Here is an 18,702-nt window from a genome sequence, read left to right on the forward strand (position 1 = left end):
TGATGGAGTTGTCGGCAGAGCGAGCTCGTCGAATGACGATAGTCGGACAGGCCGTCACATTGTCCCACCGATTACCCATTGGTTTGGGCTGCTGGCAGTAGCTTTGCGAACGGTGGTTAGGGTCTCTGGAGAATCAGTTCGTATCCCCTTGGCCAGGAGAATTTGGGACACCGATGACCGACCCTTACTCCCCGTATTCGAATCAGCCCGACCCGAACCAGCCGCAGCAGTGGGGGCCGCCGCCCACCTCCGCGCCGCCCGGACAGTCGGCCGGCTACCCCGCCCCCGCCCAGCCGGGTGCCCAGCCGCAGTACGGCCAGCCGGCCCAGCCCGGGCAGTACGACCCGACGGGTCAGCAGCCGCAGTACGGCACCCCGGGTCAGCCCGGGCAGTACGACCCGACGGGTGCCCAGCCGCAGTACGGCCAGCCGGCCCAGCCCGGACAGTACGACCCGACGGGTCAGCAGCCGCAGTACGGCACCCCGGGTCAGCCGGGGGCGTACGACCCCAGCGGCCAGCCGCCCTACGGCACCCCGGAACCGCCGAAGAAGTCCAACAAGGGCCTGACCATCGGTCTGATCATCGGTGGTGTGGTGCTGCTCGTACTGCTGCTCTGCGGTGGCGCGGTGGCGCTGGTGATGAACAGCGGCGACGACGAGGACGACAAGCCGATTGCCCAGCCGGGCAACAGCGCGGGCGCCGACCCGAGCAACGGTGCCAAGCCCACACAGCCTGGCAACAAGAACAACAACGCCATCACCGCTGACTCCGCCAGCGACTTCCGCGAGGTCTGCTCGGGTGGCGCGATCATGAACGCGGCGCCCTACAACGGTCCCGCTGGCGCGAAGGCGTACGCCTTCTCCAACTCGCCGGGTCGGTTGACCAGCTGGGGCACCGAGTCGCTCGACTACGACGCGACGTACTACGCCAAGTCCGCCGAATACACCACGGTCAGCGTGGTCGGTTGCCTCACCTACGAGGAGGGCAGCGAGGCGTCGGGCCAGAAGTGTGACATCAAGGCCAGCGACGGCACCAAGCTGACCGTCGACTACATGTCGTCGCGGTACACGCTGACCTTCCACAACGCCCAGACCGGCGAGAAGATCGGCGATGGTGGCAGTATCAACGCACCGGCCACCCGTTGCCCGAGCTTCATGACCTACAACAAGACGACGCTCAAGTCGTACGCGTCGCCGGACGACGGCACGCTGAACGCGGCGTTCAAGAAGTTCCTGTCCTGATCATCGCGCCGCTTCGTGGCGTGACCGCGCAGCCTCGGGGCCGCGTACCGCATCGGTACGCGGCCCCGCCGCATCTCCGCCGCCTACTACTACGAGGAACTCGCCGCCGCACCCGGGCAGCGGCAGGAGATGTCCCCGCTTTCCTAGATCCAATAGGCTCTTTTGTCGCTTCGGACGAAAGTTAGCGTCAGATTGGCGGAACCTCTGGACAGGTGACCCGGCGTACTCCTACTGTGGCGGGCACAACTTTCGATGTCATACCGGCGCGCTGCCGGGGTGGACATCAGGCTCCCCTCCGGAGGTGAGACCGAGTGCGCAACGCGGAACCGTTACATCTCCGGCTGCTGCGTCTGCTGCGTGACAACGGTGCGGTGTCCCGCGCCGAGTTGGCCGACCGGCTGGAGATTCCCCGGCCCCGACTGCTGGCCGAGGTGTCCCGGCTGGTGAGCCTGGGCTACGTGGCTGAGGCCGGGCTGGCCGCATCCCGGGGCGGTAGACGATCCACACTGGTGGAACTCAATCCCAGCCTGCGGTTCGCCGCCGTCGACCTGGGAGCCAGTTCGGTCGATGTGGAGGTGGTCAACGGCCGGCTCGAACCGGTCGCCGCGTACGCCGAGCCAGCCGACATCCGGACCGGCCCCAAGGTGATCCTGCAACGGGTCAACGAACTGCTGCACAAGGCGAAGGCCGACGGGGCGTACGAGCGGCTCGACGCGGTCGGCGTGGGCGTACCCGGACCGGTCAGCTTCCGCGACGGGGTTCCGGTCTCTCCCCCGATCATGCCCGGTTGGGACCGGTTTCCGGTCCGGGAACTGCTCACCCGGGAACACGGCTGCCCGTCGGTGGTCGACAACGACGTCAACATCATGGCGATCGGGGAGCGGCACGGCGGGGTGGCCCACTCGGTGGACGACTTCCTCTTCGTCAAGGTGGGCACCGGCATCGGGTGCGGCATCTACCTCAGCGGCGAGGTCTACCGGGGCGTCGACGGCTGCGCTGGCGACATCGGGCACATCCAGGTCGACGCACACGGTCCGATGTGCACCTGCGGCAACATCGGCTGCCTGGAGGCGCTGTTCAGCGGCACCGCGCTGGCCAAGGAAGCGATCACCGCCGCCCGGAGCGGCACCTCCCCGGCGATGGCCGAGCGGCTGACCGCCAAGGGCGCGCTCACCGCCCTCGACGTTGCCGAAGGGGCCATCGAGGGGGACGTGGCCTGCATCCGGCTCATCCGGGACGGTGGCCGCCGGCTCGGCGGCGTCCTCGCCGGGCTGGTCAGCTTCGCCAATCCATCAATGATCGTCATCGGGGGTGGGCTCGCCCAGCTCGGCCACATCCTGCTGGCCGAGATCCGCAGCGTGGTCTACCGCCGCTCGCTGCCCCTGGCCACCGGAAACCTGCCGGTCGTCCTCTCCGAACTCGGGCCCCGGGCCGGGGTCACCGGAGCGGCGGTGCTCGCCAGTGACGTCGCCTTCGGGGAGGCGACGTGACCGAGGTCGTGCTACGGCTCACCGACGTGGTCAAGACCTTCCCCGGCGTACGGGCCCTGGACGGGGTACGGCTGGAGGTGCGCGCCGGTGAGGTGCACTGCCTACTGGGCCAGAACGGTGCCGGCAAGTCGACTCTGATCAAGGTGCTCTCCGGGGCGCACCGACCCGACTCGGGGCAGGTCGAATGGCTCGGACAGCCGGCCACCTTCGCCAATCCGCAGGCCGCGATGAAGGCCGGTATCGCCACCATCTATCAGGAACTCGACCTGGTCGAGGACCTGTCGGTGGCCGAGAACGCCTTCCTCGGTCACGAACCCCGCCGGTTCGGTTTCGTCCGCCGGGGGCAGATCGTCCGGCGTACCCGGGAGATCCTCGGCCGGCTCGGGCACGCGGAGATCCCGCCCCGGCGGATGGTCCGGGCGTTGCCCGCCGCCGGCAAGCAGATCGTCAGCATGGTCCGGGCGCTGTCCCACGAGGCCCGACTGATCGTGATGGACGAGCCCAGTGCGGTGCTCGCCCACGACGAGGTGGGCAACCTGTTCCGGATCATCCGGGAGCTGACCGCCCAGGGGATCGCGGTCATCTACATCTCGCATCGGCTGGAGGAGATCCGCGAGATCGGCGACCGGGTCACCGTACTCAAGGACGGTCGGACCACGGCGGCCAACCTCTCCGCCCGGGACACCCCGACCCGCGACCTGGTCAGCCGGATGACCGGCCGCACCATCGAGTACGTCTTCCCGGACCGGCCGCAGGCCGAGCCGGAGCGACCCGGAACCGAGCCGGAGCACGCGGAGTTGCTGCGGGTCGACCGGCTCGGGCGGGTGGGCGAGTTCGCCGACGTCTCGCTCAGCGTCGGTCGGGGGGAGATCGTCGGTATCGCCGGGCTGGTCGGCTCCGGCCGGTCCGAACTGCTGGAAACCATCTACGGTGCCCGCCGGGCGGAGACCGGCACGGTACGGATGGCCGGTCGGACGGTGCGCCCCGGCAGCGTACGGGCGGCGGTGCGGGCCGGTATCGGCATGGCCCCGGAGGAACGTAAGAGCCAGGCGCTGCTGCTCGGTGAGCCGATCTACCGCAACGTCACCCTGGCCACGTTCAGCCGCTATGCCCGACTCGGGTTCACCGACGCGGGCCGGGAACGGGCCGAGGCCGACCGGATTGCCCAGACCCTGGAGTTGCGCCCCCGGGACGTACGCCGGCCGGTGCGCACCCTCTCCGGCGGCAACCAGCAGAAGGTGGTGGTCGGCCGGTGGCTGCTCGGTGACACCCGCCTGCTGCTGCTCGACGAGCCGACCCGGGGGGTGGACGTCGGCGCGCGGGCCGAGTTGTACCGGGTGGTCCGGGCGCTCGCCGCCCGTGGCGTGGGGGTCCTGTTGGTCTCCAGTGAGGTGCCGGAGGTGCTCGGCCTGGCCGACCGGGTGCTGGTCATGCGGGAGGGCCGCGTCGTCCACCAGGCACCGGCCGGGCAGCTCGACGAGGCCACCGTCCTCGATCTCGTGATGGCGGGTTCGCTGATGGAAGGAGCGGCAGGATGACCGACAGCACCGCGACCGCCGTACGGAAGACCCCGGCGCAGCCCGACCCCGAGGCCGGTACGTCCTGGTGGCGCGGGGACGGCAGCGAGTCGGTACGGCGCAACTTGGGTCTGCTCGGGGTGCTGGTCGCACTGGTCGTCATCGGCATCGTCACCCGACCGGACCTCTACGGCGACTCGCGCTGGGTCAGCGACAACATCTTCGCCATCCTCAAGCTCGCCTCGGTGATCGGGGTGGTCACCGTCGGCATGACCTTCGTGATCATCGGGGGTGGGATCGACCTGTCGGTGGGTGCGATCGTGGCGCTGGCCGGCGTCTGGTCCACCACGCTCGCCACCCAGAGCTTCGGTGCCGGCGGCATGATCTTCACCGCGCTCACTGTCGGCGTCGGGGTCGGACTGGTCAACGGCCTACTCATCTCGTACGGCCGGCTGGTGCCGTTCATCGCGACCCTGGCGATGCTGGTCGCCGCCCGCGGCCTGGCGGCGGAGATCTCCAACAAGCAGACCCAGGTCTCGGCCAACGACACCATCAACGGCATCGCCAGCACCGAACTGCTGGGCATCCCGATGCTGGTCTACCTCCTCGCCGTGGTGGTTGTCACCGGCTGGGTGCTGCTCAACCGCACCACCTTCGGTCGCCGTACGGTGGCCGTGGGCGGTAACCCGGAGGCGGCCCGGCTCGCCGGGATCAACGTCAAACTCCACACCATGCTGCTCTACGCGCTCTCCGGGCTCTGCGGTGGCATCGCCGCCATCATGCTGACCGCGCAGGCCAACTCCGCCCAGGCGGCGATGGCCAACCTCTACGAACTGGACGCGATCGCCGCCGCCATCATCGGCGGAACCCTGCTCAGCGGCGGTCGGGGCACCATCGTCGGATCGTTGCTCGGCGTGATCATCTTTGCGACGATCACCAACCTGTTCGCCATCAACGACCTGTCCGTAGAGGCGCAGAACATGGTCAAGGGCGGCATCATCGTGGTCGCCGTACTGGTCCAGCAGTTCCGGTTCAAGTCTCTGACCCAGCTTCTCCATCGCAACAACAAGGTCACCACCACGACCTGAACCAGCACCACCGCACCTGGTGACGCCCGGTTGGGCGCTCGCCCGATCCCGCACGCCCGCATACCCCTAACAGCACACCTCAGGAGGTTGTCATGACCCAGCACAGACGCGATCTGTCGCGCCGCCGGCTGCTGCTCGGCGGAGCCGCGATCGGGGCCGGCACCCTGCTCACCGCGTGCACCAGCAACGAGGCCGAGCCGACCGCGGCGCAGACCAAGGCCGGCGATGCCGGCGGTGGCAACAGCGCCCCCGGCAAGAAGGTCACCATCGGCTTCTCCGCGCCCGCCGCCGACCACGGCTGGATGGCCGCGATCACCAGCAATGCCAAGGCGCAGGCCGCGGCGTACTCCGACGTGGAGCTGAAGTCGGTCGAGGCCGGTGCCGACGCCGCCACCCAGCGGGCCGCGCTGGCCACCCTGCTGTCCCAGAAGCCGGACGTCATCGTCCTGCTGCCACACGACGGCAAGGAACTCAACGCGTTCGGCCTGGAAGCGATGAAGGCCGGCGTCCCGGTGGTCAACCTCGACCGGGCGTTCCCGGACGCGCTTGCCTACCGCACCCAGATCAAGGGCGACAACTACGGCATGGGTGTCTCCGCTGGCCGCTACATCGGGGAACAGATGAAGGCCAAGGGCGTGACCAACCCGATCATCGGGGAGATCGCCGGCATCGACGCGCTGGAGCTGACCCAGGAGCGGTCAGCCGGTTTCCGGGACGAACTGGCCGTGTACGGCTTCAAGGTGGCCAACCGGCGGGCCGCCGAGTTCACCGCCGACACCGGCCAGCGCGAGGCGGCGCAGCTGCTCCAGGCACTGCCGAAGCTGGACGCGCTGTGGAACCACGACGACGACCAGGGCATCGGTGTGCTGGCCGCGATCAAACAGGCGAACCGCACCGAGTTCATCATGGTCGGTGGCGCAGGCGCCAAGGCCGCGATCGAGGCGATCCAGGCCGACAACAGCGTCCTGAAGGCGACGGTCACCTACAGCCCGTCGATGGCCTCCTCGGCGATCTCGCTGGCCCGTCTGATCGGACAGAACAAGGGCATGTCCGACCTGGTGGAACTCCAGGTACCGAAGGAGATCACCCTCACTTCGGAGACCATCACCAAGGAGAACGCGAGCGCCTACCTCAAGCTCGGGTTCTGACGTACGGGGGGAGACCCACCTTGTCCACTGTAGATCAAGAGCTGCGGGTCGGCCTGGTCGGCTACGCGTTCATGGGTGCCGCGCACTCGCAGGCGTGGCGGACCGTGAACCGGGTCTACGACCTGCCGGTGCGAGCCCGGATGGCCCTCGTCTGCGGTCGGGACGCGGCGAAGGTGGCCGACGCCGCCGACCGACTCGGCTGGGACGGGTACACCACCGACTGGCGTGACCTGGTCGGCCGGGACGACATCGACGTCGTCGACGTCTGCACCCCCGGCGACAGCCATGCCGAGATCGCGATCGCGGCCCTGACGGCGGGCAAGCACGTCCTGTGCGAGAAGCCGCTGGCGAACACGGTCGCCGAGGCCCGAGCCATGGCCGCCGCCGCGACCACGGCCCAGGCGGCAGGGGTACGGTCCATGTGCGGGTTCAACTACCGCCGGGTGCCCGCGGTCACCATGATGCGTGACCTGGTCGCCGCCGGCCGGCTCGGGGTGATCCGGCACGTCCGGGCGGCCTACCTGCAGGACTGGATCGTCGACCCGCAGTATCCGCTGGTCTGGCGACTACAGAAGGACCGGGCGGGCTCCGGCGCGCTGGGCGACATCGGTGCGCACATCATCGACCTGACCCAGTTCGTCACCGGCCAGCGGATCACCGGTGTCAGCGCGATCACCGAGACCTTCGTCAAGGAACGACCGCTGCCGGACATGGTGACGACCGGGCTGGTCACCGTGGACGACGCCGCCGTCTTCGTCGCCCGGCTCGACGGCGGAGCGCTGGCCACGTACGAGGCCAGTCGGTTCGCCACCGGACGCAAGAACGCGCTCCGGGTCGAGATCAACGGATCTCTCGGTTCGCTCGTCTTCGACCTGGAACGCCTCAACGAGCTGGAGTTCCACGACGCCTCGGCACCCAGCACCGAGCAGGGATTCAACCGGATCCTGGTCACCGAATCCGACCACCCGTACCTGTCGGCATGGTGGCCGCCGGGGCACATCATCGGCTACGAGCACTCGTTCACCCACCAGATGCGTGACTTCCTGGCGGCGATCGCCACCGGGACCGACCCGGCCCCTTCCTTCGCCGACGCGCTCCAGGTGCAACTGGTGCTGGACGCCGTCGAACGCTCCGCCGCCCTCGGCTCGTCATGGGCGGAGGTGGAACCGGCCCTCACCACGGTGGCTGCATGACCATCCAGGACGCGAAACCATCCAGGACGCGGGGGAGGCGAGGCCGGAACGCCGGTCGACCTCGTCTGCCGGCCCCGTCCGTTCGTACCGGTAGGCACTCCCGGGACGGTATCGACGCCGCCGACGTCGGCGCTGGTCCCAGGCTTGCCGTATCGGACGCGTGGACGGACGGGGCGCCACCGTACCCGGAACGCGGCTAACTTCATACCTGTTCGGCGGTGCGGGCGATGCCCCCATCGGGTGCCCCGCACGAGGAGGGAGCACACATGCGTACGGGTGTCTGGCTGGTGGGGGCGCGTGGCTCGGTGGCGACCACCAGCATCGTCGGAGCGCTCGCCCTGCGGGCCGGGCTGGCCGAGCCGACCGGCTGTGTCACCGAGCTGCCCGCGCTGCGGAGCGCGGCCCTGCCTGCCCTCGGCGACCTGGTCTTCGGTGGGCACGACGTGGTGGCGACTCCGCTGGTGAAGAAGGCGGAGGCACTGGCCGCGGCCGGAGTGTTGCCGCCCCGACTGGTGACCGCGCTCGCCGAGGAACTGGCCGGGGTGGAGCGCGAGGTCCGGCCGGTGCCCACCGGCGGCCGGCAGGCCGGCACGATCGCCGCTATCACCGCCGACCTGACCGGATTCCGGGCGCGGCACGGTCTGGACCGGGTCGTGATGGTCAACGTCTCCACCACCGAACCGGTGCCGCCCACGCACCCGGGGCACGCCGATCTGGCTACGCTGACCGCCGTGCTGGAGGCCGGGCAGGCGGTGCTTCCGCCCAGTGCCGGGTACGCCTTCGCCGCCTTCACCGCCGGATGCGCCTACGTGGACTTCACGCCGTCGACCGGGGCGCGGCTGCCGGCGCTGGCCGAGTTGGCCGCTCGCGAGCGGCTGCCGTACGCCGGCCACGACGGCAAGACCGGCGAGACCCTGGTCAAGTCGGTGCTGGCACCGATGTTCGCCATGCGAAACCTGCGGGTCCGCACCTGGTCGGGGGTGAACCTGCTCGGCGGCGGGGACGGCGCCAACCTGGCCGAGCCGGCGGCCAACGCGGCAAAGGCAGCCAGCAAACAGCGGGTCCTCGGCGAGACGTTGGGCTACGTTCCGCAGGGCACCACCCGGATCGAGTACGTCGAGGACATCGGCGACTTCAAGACCGCCTGGGACCTGGTCACCTTCTCCGGTTTCCTGGGCATCCCGATGCGGATGGAGTTCACCTGGCACGGCTGTGATTCGGCGCTGGCCGCGCCGCTGGTGCTCGACCTGGCCCGGCTCACCGCCGCAGCACATGTGGCTGGTCGTACTGGCCCGCTGACCGAGTTGGGCTTCTTCTTCAAGGATCCGCTCGGTTCGGTGGCGGATTCCGGGGCCACCGCCGAAACGGAGGGCTTCGGGGGCGTCGCCGAAACCGGCGGCGGACACGCGCTGGCCGAGCAGTGGGCCGCGTTGCGTGGACTGGTCCGACGACTTGACGCCACCGTCGGTCGGGACGGTACGGGCCACACCGGAGATGCCTGCGGACGGGATGAAGCTGGCGATGCCGTCGGACGGGATGGAGCCGGCGATGCCATCGCTGCGTGACCTTGCCGAACTGGTCCGGGCACCGGCCGCCCTCTCCGTACCCGGGGACGTGCTGGCCGGTGCGGTCGCCGCCGGATGGGCATACCCGCTTGCCGGTTCCGCAGCCGAGCCGCCAGGCGGGCACCGCCTGGACCGGGCGGCCCGCGCCTCCGGTCTGGCCGGGGCGTCGGTGCTGCTCTACTGGGCCGGCATGGCGGCCAACGACTGGGCCGACCGTCGACTCGACGCGCTCGAACGGCCGGAACGGCCCATCCCCAGCGGCCGCGTCCACCCGGCGACCGCGTTCGGCCTCTCCGCCGGCCTCACCGTGGCCGGCTTGGCGGCGGCTGGGCTCGCCGGTGGACGCCGGTCGCTGGCCGTGGCCGTGCCGCTGACCGGTGCGGTGTGGGCGTACGACCTGTGGGCCAAGAAGACAGCGGCCGGTCCAGCGGTGATGGCCGCCTGTCGCGGGCTGGACGTGCTGCTCGGCGCGAGCCTCGGCCAGCCACTGCGGGCCGTACCGGCGGCGGTGACCATAGCCGCCCACACCTACACGGTGACCGCGTTGTCCCGCCGCGAGGTGACCGGTGCCGACCGGTGGCTGCCGATGGCGACCCTGGCCGGCACGGCGGCGGTGGCCGGGGCAGCAACTGGGCCGGTGGGGGCCGAGACGAGAGTGGCCGCAGCGAGATCGGCCGGGATGCGAGCGGTTGGGTCGGGGGCAGCGGGGGCCGGTCGAATCCGTCGTACCCGGCGCGACTGGCGAGGGCTGGTGCCAGCCGTACTGGCCGCCGGCTACCTCGCCCGCTACGGCCGGGCGCAGGCGCGGGCGATGGCCACCCCGGACGCGGCCCGAATCCGGACTGCGGTGGGGGCCGGCATCACCGGGCTGCCCGCCTTGCAGGGCGCGCTGATCGCCCGGGCGGGCGCGCCGCTGCTGGGGATGGTGGTGGCCGCCGCCGCACCGGTGGGGCGGCGGCTGGCCCGCTGGATGTCGCCTACCTGATCCTCGACCTATCGAGGGCTACCGCTTTGATCAAGAACGTGGCAGTCTAGGCAAGAATATCGGGGAATGCGAATTCATCGTTTATCCCACGGTGGAGGTGGCCGGTGACGAACATCCCCCGGTTCGGGTACGGCACGAACGGATTCGCCAACCACCGGCTGGACGACGCGTTGGCGGTGCTGGCCGACCTTGGCTACCAGGGGATCGCGCTGACCCTCGACCACGACCATCTCGACCCCTACGAACCGGACCTCGCCGCCCGGGTGACCGCCGTGGGCCGACGCCTCGCCGACCTCGACCTCGGGCTGGTGATCGAGACCGGGGCCCGCTACCTGCTCGACCCGTGGCGTAAGCACTCGCCCACCCTGCTCGACGACGATCCGGCCCGCCGGGTCGACTTCCTCCGCCGGGCGGTGGCGATCGGGGCCGACCTCGGGGCCGAGGCGATCTCCTTCTGGGCCGGCATACGGCCGCCACACGTCGACGAGGCCACCGCCTGGGACCGGCTGGTCGCCGGCTGCGCCGAGGTGCTGGCGGTGGCCGACCGGGCCGGGGCCACCCTCGGCTTCGAGCCGGAACCGGGCATGCTGGTGCCGGACATCGCCGGCTGGCAGCGGCTGCACGCCGCCCTCGGCGCGCCGTGCAACCTTGGCATCACCCTCGACATCGGGCACTGCCGGTGCCTGGAGCCACAGCCGGTCCCGGACTGCGTCAGGCAGGTCGCCCCCTATCTGGTCAACGTGCAGATCGAGGACATGCGTCGGGGCGTACACGAGCATCTCGAATTCGGCGACGGGGAGATCGACTTCCCGCCGGTGCTGCGGGCCCTGGCCGACGCCGACTACCGAGGGCTGATCGCCGTCGAGCTGCCCCGGCACTCCCACGCCGCCCCGGCTGTCGCCCGACGCTCGCTGGACTTCCTCCGTGCCGCCGCCGACCGGGCCGGCACGAACCCCACCGTGGCCACCACCGTGGCTCCCGCCGGGAAGGAGCGCTGATGGGACCGGACCGACTTCGAGCCGCGCTGGAGGGCGTACCCGATCCGGGGTGGCTGACCGAGGCGCTGCGCCGCGTCGCGGCCGAGCCTGCCACGCTCCCGCGGATCTTCGCCACCGTTGGCCGCAACTGCGGTCGGGGCCAGCTACCGGACGCACCGGGCTGGACCGCCGACGACGCCGCGCGGGTGCTGCTGCTGACCGCGCTGCCGGCCGACGCCGTGGCCGCCCAGGTCGAGACCCTCTACCGGTACGGCGACGCGGCGGAGAAGCGGGCGGTGCTGCGCGCCCTGCCGATGCTGCCGCTGGATGCCGAGGCCCTGCCCCTGCTGCACGACGCGATCCGCAGCAACGACACCCGGCTGCTCACCGCCGCGCTCGGCCCGTACGCCCGACACCTCGACGACGCGGCCTGGCGGCAGGCGGTGCTCAAGTGCGTCTTCCTCGGCGTACCGCTGTCGGCGGTGGACGCGCTCGCCGAGCGGGCCGACACCGAGCTGGCCGTGATGCTGGCCGGGCTGGCCGACGAGCGGCATGCCGCCGGTCGGAGCATCCCCGCTGACGCCACCGCACTGCTCGACCGGCTCACCCACGCTTCCGTCCGGCCCGCGTCCGGCCCCGACCAGTCCGCCCACGGACCCGACCAGGTTACCCATGGTCCCGCCCGGTCCACCTCGAAGGAGGCGTGATGCGCATTTTCGACCCGCACATCCACATGACCTCGCGGACCACCGACGACTACGAGCGGATGGCCGCCGCCGGGATCCGGGCCCTGGTCGAGCCGGCGTTCTGGTTGGGGCAGCCGCGCACCAGCGCCGCCACCTTCGTCGACTACTTCGACTCGCTGCTCGGCTGGGAACCGTTCCGGGCCGGCCAGTTCGGCATCCGACACCACGCCACGATCGCGCTCAACCCCAAGGAGGCCAACGACCCGCGCTGCCGCGAGGTGCTCGAACTGCTGCCGCGCTACCTCGACAAGGACGGGGTGGTGGCGGTCGGCGAGATCGGGTACGACTCGATGACCCCCGAGGAGGACGAGGCCTTCGCCGCCCAGCTCGCCCTGGCGGTGGCCCATGAACTGCCCGCCCTGGTGCACACCCCGCACCGGGACAAGGCCCGGGGCACACAGCGCACCCTGGCGGTGGTGGCCGAGTCCGGCCTCGACCCGGGGCGGGTGCTGGTCGACCACCTCAACGAGGTGACCGTGGAGCTGGTCCGGGACAGCGGCTGCTGGCTGGGCTTCTCCATCTATCCGGACACCAAGATGTCCCCGCCCCGGATGGTGGAGATCCTGCGCCGCTGGGGCACGGAACGGATGCTGGTCAACTCGGCCGCCGACTGGGGTCGTTCCGATCCGCTGCTCACCCGGGCGACCGCCGAGGCGATGCTGCTGGGCGGCTTCAGCGACGACGAGGTCGACCGGGTGCTGTGGCGCAACCCGGTCGAGTTCTATGCCCAGTCCGGTCGGCTCGACCTGGCCGACCTCGATCTGGCCGGGCTCGACCTGGCACCGACCTTCGAGGGGAACTCGATCCTGCGGGGAGGCAGCTGATGCGGCTGCGGCACCGCGACGGCCAGACGGTCCACCTGAGCTACTGCACCAATGTGCACCCGGCCGAGGACCTGGCTGGCATCGTCGGCCAGCTCGACGCGTACGCGGTGCCGATCCGGCGGTGGCTCGACTCCGACGTGCTCGGGTTGGGGTTGTGGTTGTCGGCCCCGGTCGCCACCGCGCTGGCCGCCGACCCGGCCGCCCGGCGACGGCTTCGGGCCGAGCTGGACGGGCGCGGGCTGGAAGTGGTGACCCTCAACGGCTTTCCCTACCGGTCGTTCCAGGCACCGGTGGTCAAGCACGCCGTCTACCAGCCGGACTGGACCACCCGGGAGCGGCTGGACTACACGCTGGACCTGGCCCGGGTCCTGGTCGACCTGCTGCCCGACGATGCGGCCCGGGGCTCGATCTCCACCCTGCCACTGGCCTGGCGGGACCCGTGGGACGCGGACCGGGCCGCCGAGGCGGACCGGCGGTTGGCCGAGCTGGCGACCGGGTTGGCCGAGCTGCATCGACAAACCGGGCGGGTGATTCGGGTCGGCTTCGAGCCGGAGCCGGGCTGCGTGGTGGAGAGCACCACACAGGCGGCCGAGCGGCTGTCCAAAATAGACATCAGGTGGCTGGGAATCTGCCTCGACCTGGCGCATCTGGCCTGTGCCTGGGAGGAGCCGGCCGCCGCGCTGGCCCGGCTGCACGCGGCCGGACTGCCGGTGGTCAAGGTCCAGGTCTCCGCCGCGCTCCAGGCCCTCGACCCGGTCGCCGCCGCCGACCACCTTCGGGGGTACGTCGAACCCCGCTTCCTGCACCAGACCCGGGCCGCGGCCTGCGCCGACGCGGTCGAACCGGCCGACCCGGCGCACGCCGCCGACGACCTGGACGCGGCGCTGGCCGACGGGCTGCCCGGGGCCTGGCGGGTGCACTACCACGTGCCGGTGCACGCCCAGCCCGATCCGCCACTCAGCTCGACCAGCCCGGTGCTGCGCGCCGCGCTCCGGGAACTCTTCGACGGTCCGGTCGCCGGCTGCGACCACCTCGACGTCGAGACGTACACCTGGGGGGTGCTGCCCACCTCGCGCCGGCCCCGCTCCGACGTGGAGTTGGCGGCCGGCATCGCGGCCGAGTTGGCGTACGCCCGCGCCGAACTGGGCGCGCTCGGGCTCGCGCCAGCCGCGCCGAGCGAGGTGTGGTCATGACCCCGCCGGTCGTGACCCCACTGGTGGTGATCGACGTGGTGGGCCTGACCCCTCGGCTGCTGGCCCAGATGCCCCGGCTGCGGGCGGTGGCCGAGGCCGGGTTCCAGGCGGAGCTGGGTACGGTGCTGCCGGCGGTCACCTGCTCGGTGCAGTCCACCTTCCTGACCGGCGAACCGCCGGCCGGGCACGGCATCGTCGGCAACGGCTGGTACTTCCGCGACGTCGGGGACGTGCTGCTGTGGCGGCAGCACAACGCCCTGGTCGGCGGCGAGAAGCTGTGGCAGGCGGCCCGGCGGGTGTGCCCGGACTACACGGTCGCCAACGTCTGCTGGTGGTACGCGATGGGCGCGGACGTGAACTGGACCGTCACGCCCCGGCCGATCTACTACGCCGACGGGCGCAAGGAGCCGGACTGCTACACCGATCCACCCGAGTTGCACGACGCGCTGACCGCCGCGCTCGGCACCTTTCCGCTGTTCACGTACTGGGGGCCGGGGGCGGGGCTGCCGTCGTCGGAGTGGATCGCCGACGCGGCGGTCGAGATCATGGCGGCCCACCGGCCGGACCTGACCCTGGTCTACCTTCCGCACCTCGACTACGACCTGCAACGCTTCGGCCCGTCCTCGCCGCAGGCGGCGGCCGCCGCGACCGCGCTGGACGGAGTGCTCGGTCCGCTGCTGGACGCCGCCTCGGCCCGGGGCGCGACCGTGGTGGTCCTCTCCGAGTACGGCATCACCGACGTCTCCCGGCCGGTCGACGTCAACCGGCTGCTGCGGAGCGAGGGCTGGCTGCGGGTCCACACCCAGGACGGCATGGAATACCTGGACCCGTGGACCTCCCGGGCCTTCGCCGTCGCCGACCACCAGGTGGCCCACGTCTACGTACCGGATCCGGCCGACGTGCCGGCGGTGGCGAAGCTCTGTGCCGGCCTGGCCGGGGTGGCCGAGGTGCTCGACCGGGCGGGCCAGGCCCGGTACGGCCTGGACCATCCCCGTTCCGGCGAGCTGGTGCTGGTCGCCGAGCCGGATGCCTGGTTCACCTACTACTACTGGCTGGACGACGCGGCGGCCCCCGACTTCGCCCGGCTGGTGGAGATCCACCGCAAACCCGGGTACGACCCGGCGGAGCTGTTCTTCGACCCGGCAGACCCGGGCGCAGCCAAGCGGCGGGCGGCGGTGGCACTGGTCCGTAAGAAGATCGGCCTGCGTTACCTGATGAACGTGGTGGGCTTGGACGCCGGGGCGCGGGCCGTCCGGGGCTCGCACGGACGGTTGCCGGCCGACCCGCTGGACGGGCCGGTGCTGCTCTGTTCCGACCGGTCCGTGGCCCGGGACCGGCTCGCCGCCGTGGATGTGAAGCAGACGCTGCTCGACCTGGCTGGACTGAATGGGGAGAAGGCATGACGGTGGAGATGGCGGCCCCGCTGGGCCTCGCTGAGGACCTGCGGTCCCGGTTCGACGCGCGGCTCGCCGCGTTCCTGGACCGGCAGGATCCGGACTGGCCGGACAGCACGCCCCGGGACGTCTTCACCACCCTGCGCCGGTTCGTGCTCGCCGGCGGCAAGCGACTCCGGCCGTCGTTCTGCTACTGGGGCTGGCGGGCCGCCGGGGGACCGGACGGTACGCCTATCGTGACCGCCGCCGCCGCGCTGGAACTCTTCCACGCGTTCGCGCTGATCCACGACGACATCATGGACGGCAGTGACCAGCGTCGGGGGGAGCCGTCCGTACATCGGCGCTTCACCGACGTGCACGCCCGGTCGCGGTGGCGCGGCGACTCGGCCGCGTACGGGCGCAGCACCGCCCTGCTCTGCGGCGACCTCTGTGCCGCCTGGGCGGACCAGATGTTCCACGAGTGCGGGTTGGAGACCGAGCAGTTGCTTCGGGGCTACCGGATGTTTTCGGCGATGCGTACCGAGGTGATCGCCGGGCAGTATCTGGATCTGGTCTCCGGGGTGGACGAAGCGTCGGTCGAGAGCGCGCTCACGGTGATCCGGCTCAAGTCGGGCCGCTACACCATCACTCGGCCGTTGCAGATCGGCGCGACGCTGGCCGGTGCCGGTGCGGAGTTGGTCGACGCACTGGCCGACTTCGGCGATCCGTTGGGCGACGCCTTCCAACTCCGTGACGACGTACTTGGGGTCTTCGGGGATCCAACGGTGACCGGCAAGTCGACCCTGGACGACCTGCGGGAGGGCAAGCCCACGGTGATGATGGGCCTGGCCCGGGCCGCCGCCGACCAGCGGCAGGCTGCCCGACTGACCGTGCTCTTCGGCAATCCCTACCTCGACGCGGCCGGCGCGGCGGAGTTGCGCGGGATCATCATGGACACCGGCGCGCTGGACCGGATCGAGCAGATGATCAGGGTACGCAGCGACGCCGCGCTCTCCGCGTTGGCCGAAGCGCCGTTGTCGGACGAGGCGCGGGAGGTGCTGGCCGCGCTGGCCGCCGAGGCGGTCGACCGACACGTCTGACGAGGTGGGGTGGGCAACGTCAGAAATCGGTCATCGACTATTTAGATGATCGCCCATATGGTTGCTTCGAGTCGTCGGCGAAACGAGGAGTCATGCCCGTCACGATCCACAGGCGCGCGACCTGGGCGCAGTACGTCAACGAGGACCAGCGGCCGCACGCCGCTGCGGATCCCGCGCCCAGTGACAACCCGGACTGGAATCCGATCGGTGGGGTGTTCGTCCATCATCGTGGCCCGGCCGACCCCTTCGGCGGTGAGTACCCCACGGAGGAGGACTGCCGTCGGGACATCGCCGAGGTCTACGAGGACCACACGTCGGGCGACGAGTTCAACGGCGACATCGGGTACAACTTCCTCATCTGCCAGCACGGCAACATCTACCAGGGGCGGGGCTACGAACGCGGTGAGGCGAACGCCGGTGAAGCAGGTCCGGTCGACGGCCTGAAGCGCAACGCCAACTTCTACTCCATCTGTGCCCTCATGCGGTCGAACCACACGGCCAACGAGACGTTGCTGGAGGCGTACCGGCAGCTCATTCAGCACCTGCGTACGGAGGCGCCACGTACGTGCGGGACGAGGATCTACCCGCACTCCTTCGGATACGACACCGAGTGCCCGGGAAACCTCACGATGTACGCACAGCCGGGCTCGACGATCGACCCGGCCGCCCCGTGGACCGGTCTCGCGGACATCTACATCTTCGCGGCGCAGAAGTGGGTCAACGCGACCTACCAGAACGCGCCGGGATACATCCGATGCCCCGAGACCGGCCGCACCGGCTGGTCCACGGTGCTCTCCCTCACCCAGGGTCTCCAGCACGAACTCGGTATCTCCCCGACGGTCCAGAACTTCGGCCCCGGCACCTTCGCCGCGGTCAAGCAGCGAAGGCTCGTGCCATCCGACGAGTCCAACCTGAACCTGATCCGCATCTACAACGGTGCCCTGTGGTGCAAGGGCTACTGGACTTCCACCATCCAGGCCTTCTGGAACAGCGACTCCCAGGCCGCGCTCGAAGCACTCTACGGCCACGCCGGCCTGTCGTACTCGGACTCGGCACAGCGGTACGAGATGTGGCCGCACGTGGTCAAGGCGCTGATGCGGATGGACCAGTTCCGGCTGGTGCCTCGTGGCGACATCAACATCCAGCGGATCCAGCAGCGGTTGAACTCTCGCTACGTCGCCGACATCGGCATTCCCGCGATGGCCCTGGTGCCCTGCGACGGAATCTACTCCCGGGACGTGCAGCAGGGGTTCATGATGGCGGTCCAGTACGAGATCGGCATCGCCCCGGACGCCATCACCGGCTATTTCGGTCCCGGCACCCAGGCCGGGTTGCGGGGGCGGGGCTCCGGTCAGCTCACCGGGAACCTGCGCTACCTGTTCCGCTCGGCGTGCTACTTCAATTCCCCCACGATGCTGCCGGGCGACCCTCAGGTGCCGCTGATGTACAAGCCGGAGGACATCGGCACCGACACCCAGACCAGTACCCACCTGGAGTGGGTACGCGCCTTCCAGCGGTTCTCGCAGATATCCGTGACCGGCACCAACGACTACACGACCTGGGCCCAGCTGCTCGTCTCCTCCGGTGACACGGACCGGCCGGCCACCGGCTGCGACTGCATCACGGAGATCACGGCGGCGCGGGGTGCTCAGCTCAGGGCGGCCGGTTACCAGATCGTCGGCCGCTACCTCGACGAGCATCTTCCCCCGAGCGATCCGTACTACCTGGGCAAGGCGCTCAAGTCCGGCGAACCGCAGACCATCCTGGATGCGGGGCTGCGGTTCTTCCCGATCTTCCAGTACAACGGCACGCAGCTGGGCAACTTCACCTACGCCAAGGGGTACGACCAGGGCAAGATCGCCCACCAGAAGGCGGTCGAGCATCGCATCCCCGCCGGCGCCTGCATCTACTTCGCGGTCGACTACGACGCGCTCGACATCGACATCGACTCCAACATCAAGCCGTACTTCTCGGGGGTCAAGGCGGGGCTTGCCGAACTGGGCAACCGCTACACCTTCGGCATCTACGGATCGCGCAACGTGTGCAGTCGGGTGTCGCACGAGGTGGGTGCCCGCTGGTCGTTGGTCTCCGGCATGTCCTGGGGTTACTCCGGGAACCTCGGTTTCCCGCTGCCGGAGAACTGGTCGTTCAACCAGATCAGGGAGTACGAGTTCCAGCCCGGCTGGGGGCTGGACCACGACGTCTGGCGTCAGGGAGCAGATCCCGGCGTGTCCACCCTCGTCACCGGTCAGTGAGGAATCT

Annotated in this window: 15 protein-coding genes; all 15 read left to right on the forward strand. The window is 70.3% G+C overall.

All coding sequences use genetic code 11. The features are described 5' to 3' along the window. Positions 1 to 173 precede the first annotated feature (173 nt). The 15 genes from FHR38_RS21950 to FHR38_RS22020 all read left to right on the forward strand — a co-directional run bounded on the left by FHR38_RS21950 (position 174) and on the right by FHR38_RS22020 (position 18,695). Positions 174 to 1,241 carry a hypothetical protein gene (locus FHR38_RS21950; RefSeq protein ID WP_184536442.1) on the forward strand — a complete coding sequence of 356 codons (1,068 nt, stop codon included), beginning with the start codon at positions 174 to 176 and terminating at the stop codon, positions 1,239 to 1,241. A 311-nt stretch (positions 1,242 to 1,552) separates the two neighbouring features. Beyond that, complete coding sequence (locus tag FHR38_RS21955) at positions 1,553 to 2,731, forward strand: ROK family protein (protein WP_184536443.1); 1,179 nt, start codon at positions 1,553 to 1,555, stop codon at positions 2,729 to 2,731. Then, positions 2,728 to 4,269 carry a sugar ABC transporter ATP-binding protein gene (locus FHR38_RS21960; protein ID WP_184536444.1) on the forward strand — a complete coding sequence of 514 codons (1,542 nt, stop codon included), beginning with the start codon at positions 2,728 to 2,730 and terminating at the stop codon, positions 4,267 to 4,269. The genes FHR38_RS21955 and FHR38_RS21960 overlap by 4 nt, the downstream gene beginning before the upstream one ends. After that, positions 4,266 to 5,336 (forward strand): ABC transporter permease, encoded by a 1,071-nt coding sequence (locus FHR38_RS21965; protein WP_184536445.1) that lies wholly within the window; start codon positions 4,266 to 4,268, stop codon positions 5,334 to 5,336. The genes FHR38_RS21960 and FHR38_RS21965 overlap by 4 nt, the downstream gene beginning before the upstream one ends. A gap of 92 nt (positions 5,337 to 5,428) precedes the next feature. Further along, positions 5,429 to 6,484 carry a substrate-binding domain-containing protein gene (locus tag FHR38_RS21970; RefSeq protein WP_184536446.1) on the forward strand — a complete coding sequence of 352 codons (1,056 nt, stop codon included), beginning with the start codon at positions 5,429 to 5,431 and terminating at the stop codon, positions 6,482 to 6,484. A 20-nt stretch (positions 6,485 to 6,504) separates the two neighbouring features. Next, entirely contained in the window at positions 6,505 to 7,677 is a 1,173-nt protein-coding gene (locus FHR38_RS21975; RefSeq protein ID WP_184536447.1) for a Gfo/Idh/MocA family protein, read from the forward strand. 266 nt (positions 7,678 to 7,943) lie between these two features. After that, positions 7,944 to 9,242, forward strand: coding sequence for an inositol-3-phosphate synthase (locus FHR38_RS21980; protein ID WP_184536448.1), 1,299 nt, complete (start codon positions 7,944 to 7,946; stop codon positions 9,240 to 9,242). Next, positions 9,226 to 10,227 carry an SCO3242 family prenyltransferase gene (locus tag FHR38_RS21985; RefSeq protein ID WP_184536449.1) on the forward strand — a complete coding sequence of 334 codons (1,002 nt, stop codon included), beginning with the start codon at positions 9,226 to 9,228 and terminating at the stop codon, positions 10,225 to 10,227. The genes FHR38_RS21980 and FHR38_RS21985 overlap by 17 nt, the downstream gene beginning before the upstream one ends. Positions 10,228 to 10,331: 104 nt before the next feature. Then, positions 10,332 to 11,225: a sugar phosphate isomerase/epimerase family protein gene (locus FHR38_RS21990; protein WP_184536450.1), complete on the forward strand. Its 894-nt coding sequence runs from the start codon at positions 10,332 to 10,334 to the stop codon at positions 11,223 to 11,225. After that, positions 11,225 to 11,911 carry an EboA domain-containing protein gene (locus FHR38_RS21995; RefSeq protein ID WP_184536451.1) on the forward strand — a complete coding sequence of 229 codons (687 nt, stop codon included), beginning with the start codon at positions 11,225 to 11,227 and terminating at the stop codon, positions 11,909 to 11,911. The genes FHR38_RS21990 and FHR38_RS21995 overlap by 1 nt, the downstream gene beginning before the upstream one ends. Beyond that, positions 11,911 to 12,774 (forward strand): TatD family hydrolase, encoded by an 864-nt coding sequence (locus FHR38_RS22000; protein WP_184536452.1) that lies wholly within the window; start codon positions 11,911 to 11,913, stop codon positions 12,772 to 12,774. Before FHR38_RS21995 ends, FHR38_RS22000 begins: the two co-directional genes overlap by 1 nt. Continuing rightward, on the forward strand, positions 12,774 to 13,967 hold the full coding sequence (gene eboE / locus FHR38_RS22005) for a metabolite traffic protein EboE (protein WP_184536453.1): 1,194 nt from the start codon (positions 12,774 to 12,776) through the stop codon (positions 13,965 to 13,967). The genes FHR38_RS22000 and eboE overlap by 1 nt, the downstream gene beginning before the upstream one ends. Further along, a complete protein-coding gene (locus FHR38_RS22010; RefSeq protein WP_184536454.1) occupies positions 13,964 to 15,370 on the forward strand; it encodes an alkaline phosphatase family protein in 1,407 nt (468 codons plus the stop codon). The genes eboE and FHR38_RS22010 overlap by 4 nt, the downstream gene beginning before the upstream one ends. Continuing rightward, positions 15,367 to 16,440 (forward strand): polyprenyl synthetase family protein, encoded by a 1,074-nt coding sequence (locus tag FHR38_RS22015; protein WP_184536455.1) that lies wholly within the window; start codon positions 15,367 to 15,369, stop codon positions 16,438 to 16,440. The genes FHR38_RS22010 and FHR38_RS22015 overlap by 4 nt, the downstream gene beginning before the upstream one ends. A 92-nt stretch (positions 16,441 to 16,532) precedes the next feature. Next, a complete protein-coding gene (locus tag FHR38_RS22020) occupies positions 16,533 to 18,695 on the forward strand; it encodes a glycoside hydrolase domain-containing protein (protein WP_184536456.1) in 2,163 nt (720 codons plus the stop codon). Positions 18,696 to 18,702: the final 7 nt, after the last annotated feature.

Origin of the sequence: Micromonospora polyrhachis (assembly GCF_014203835.1) — a bacterium.
GTDB lineage: Bacteria > Actinomycetota > Actinomycetes > Mycobacteriales > Micromonosporaceae > Micromonospora_H > Micromonospora_H polyrhachis.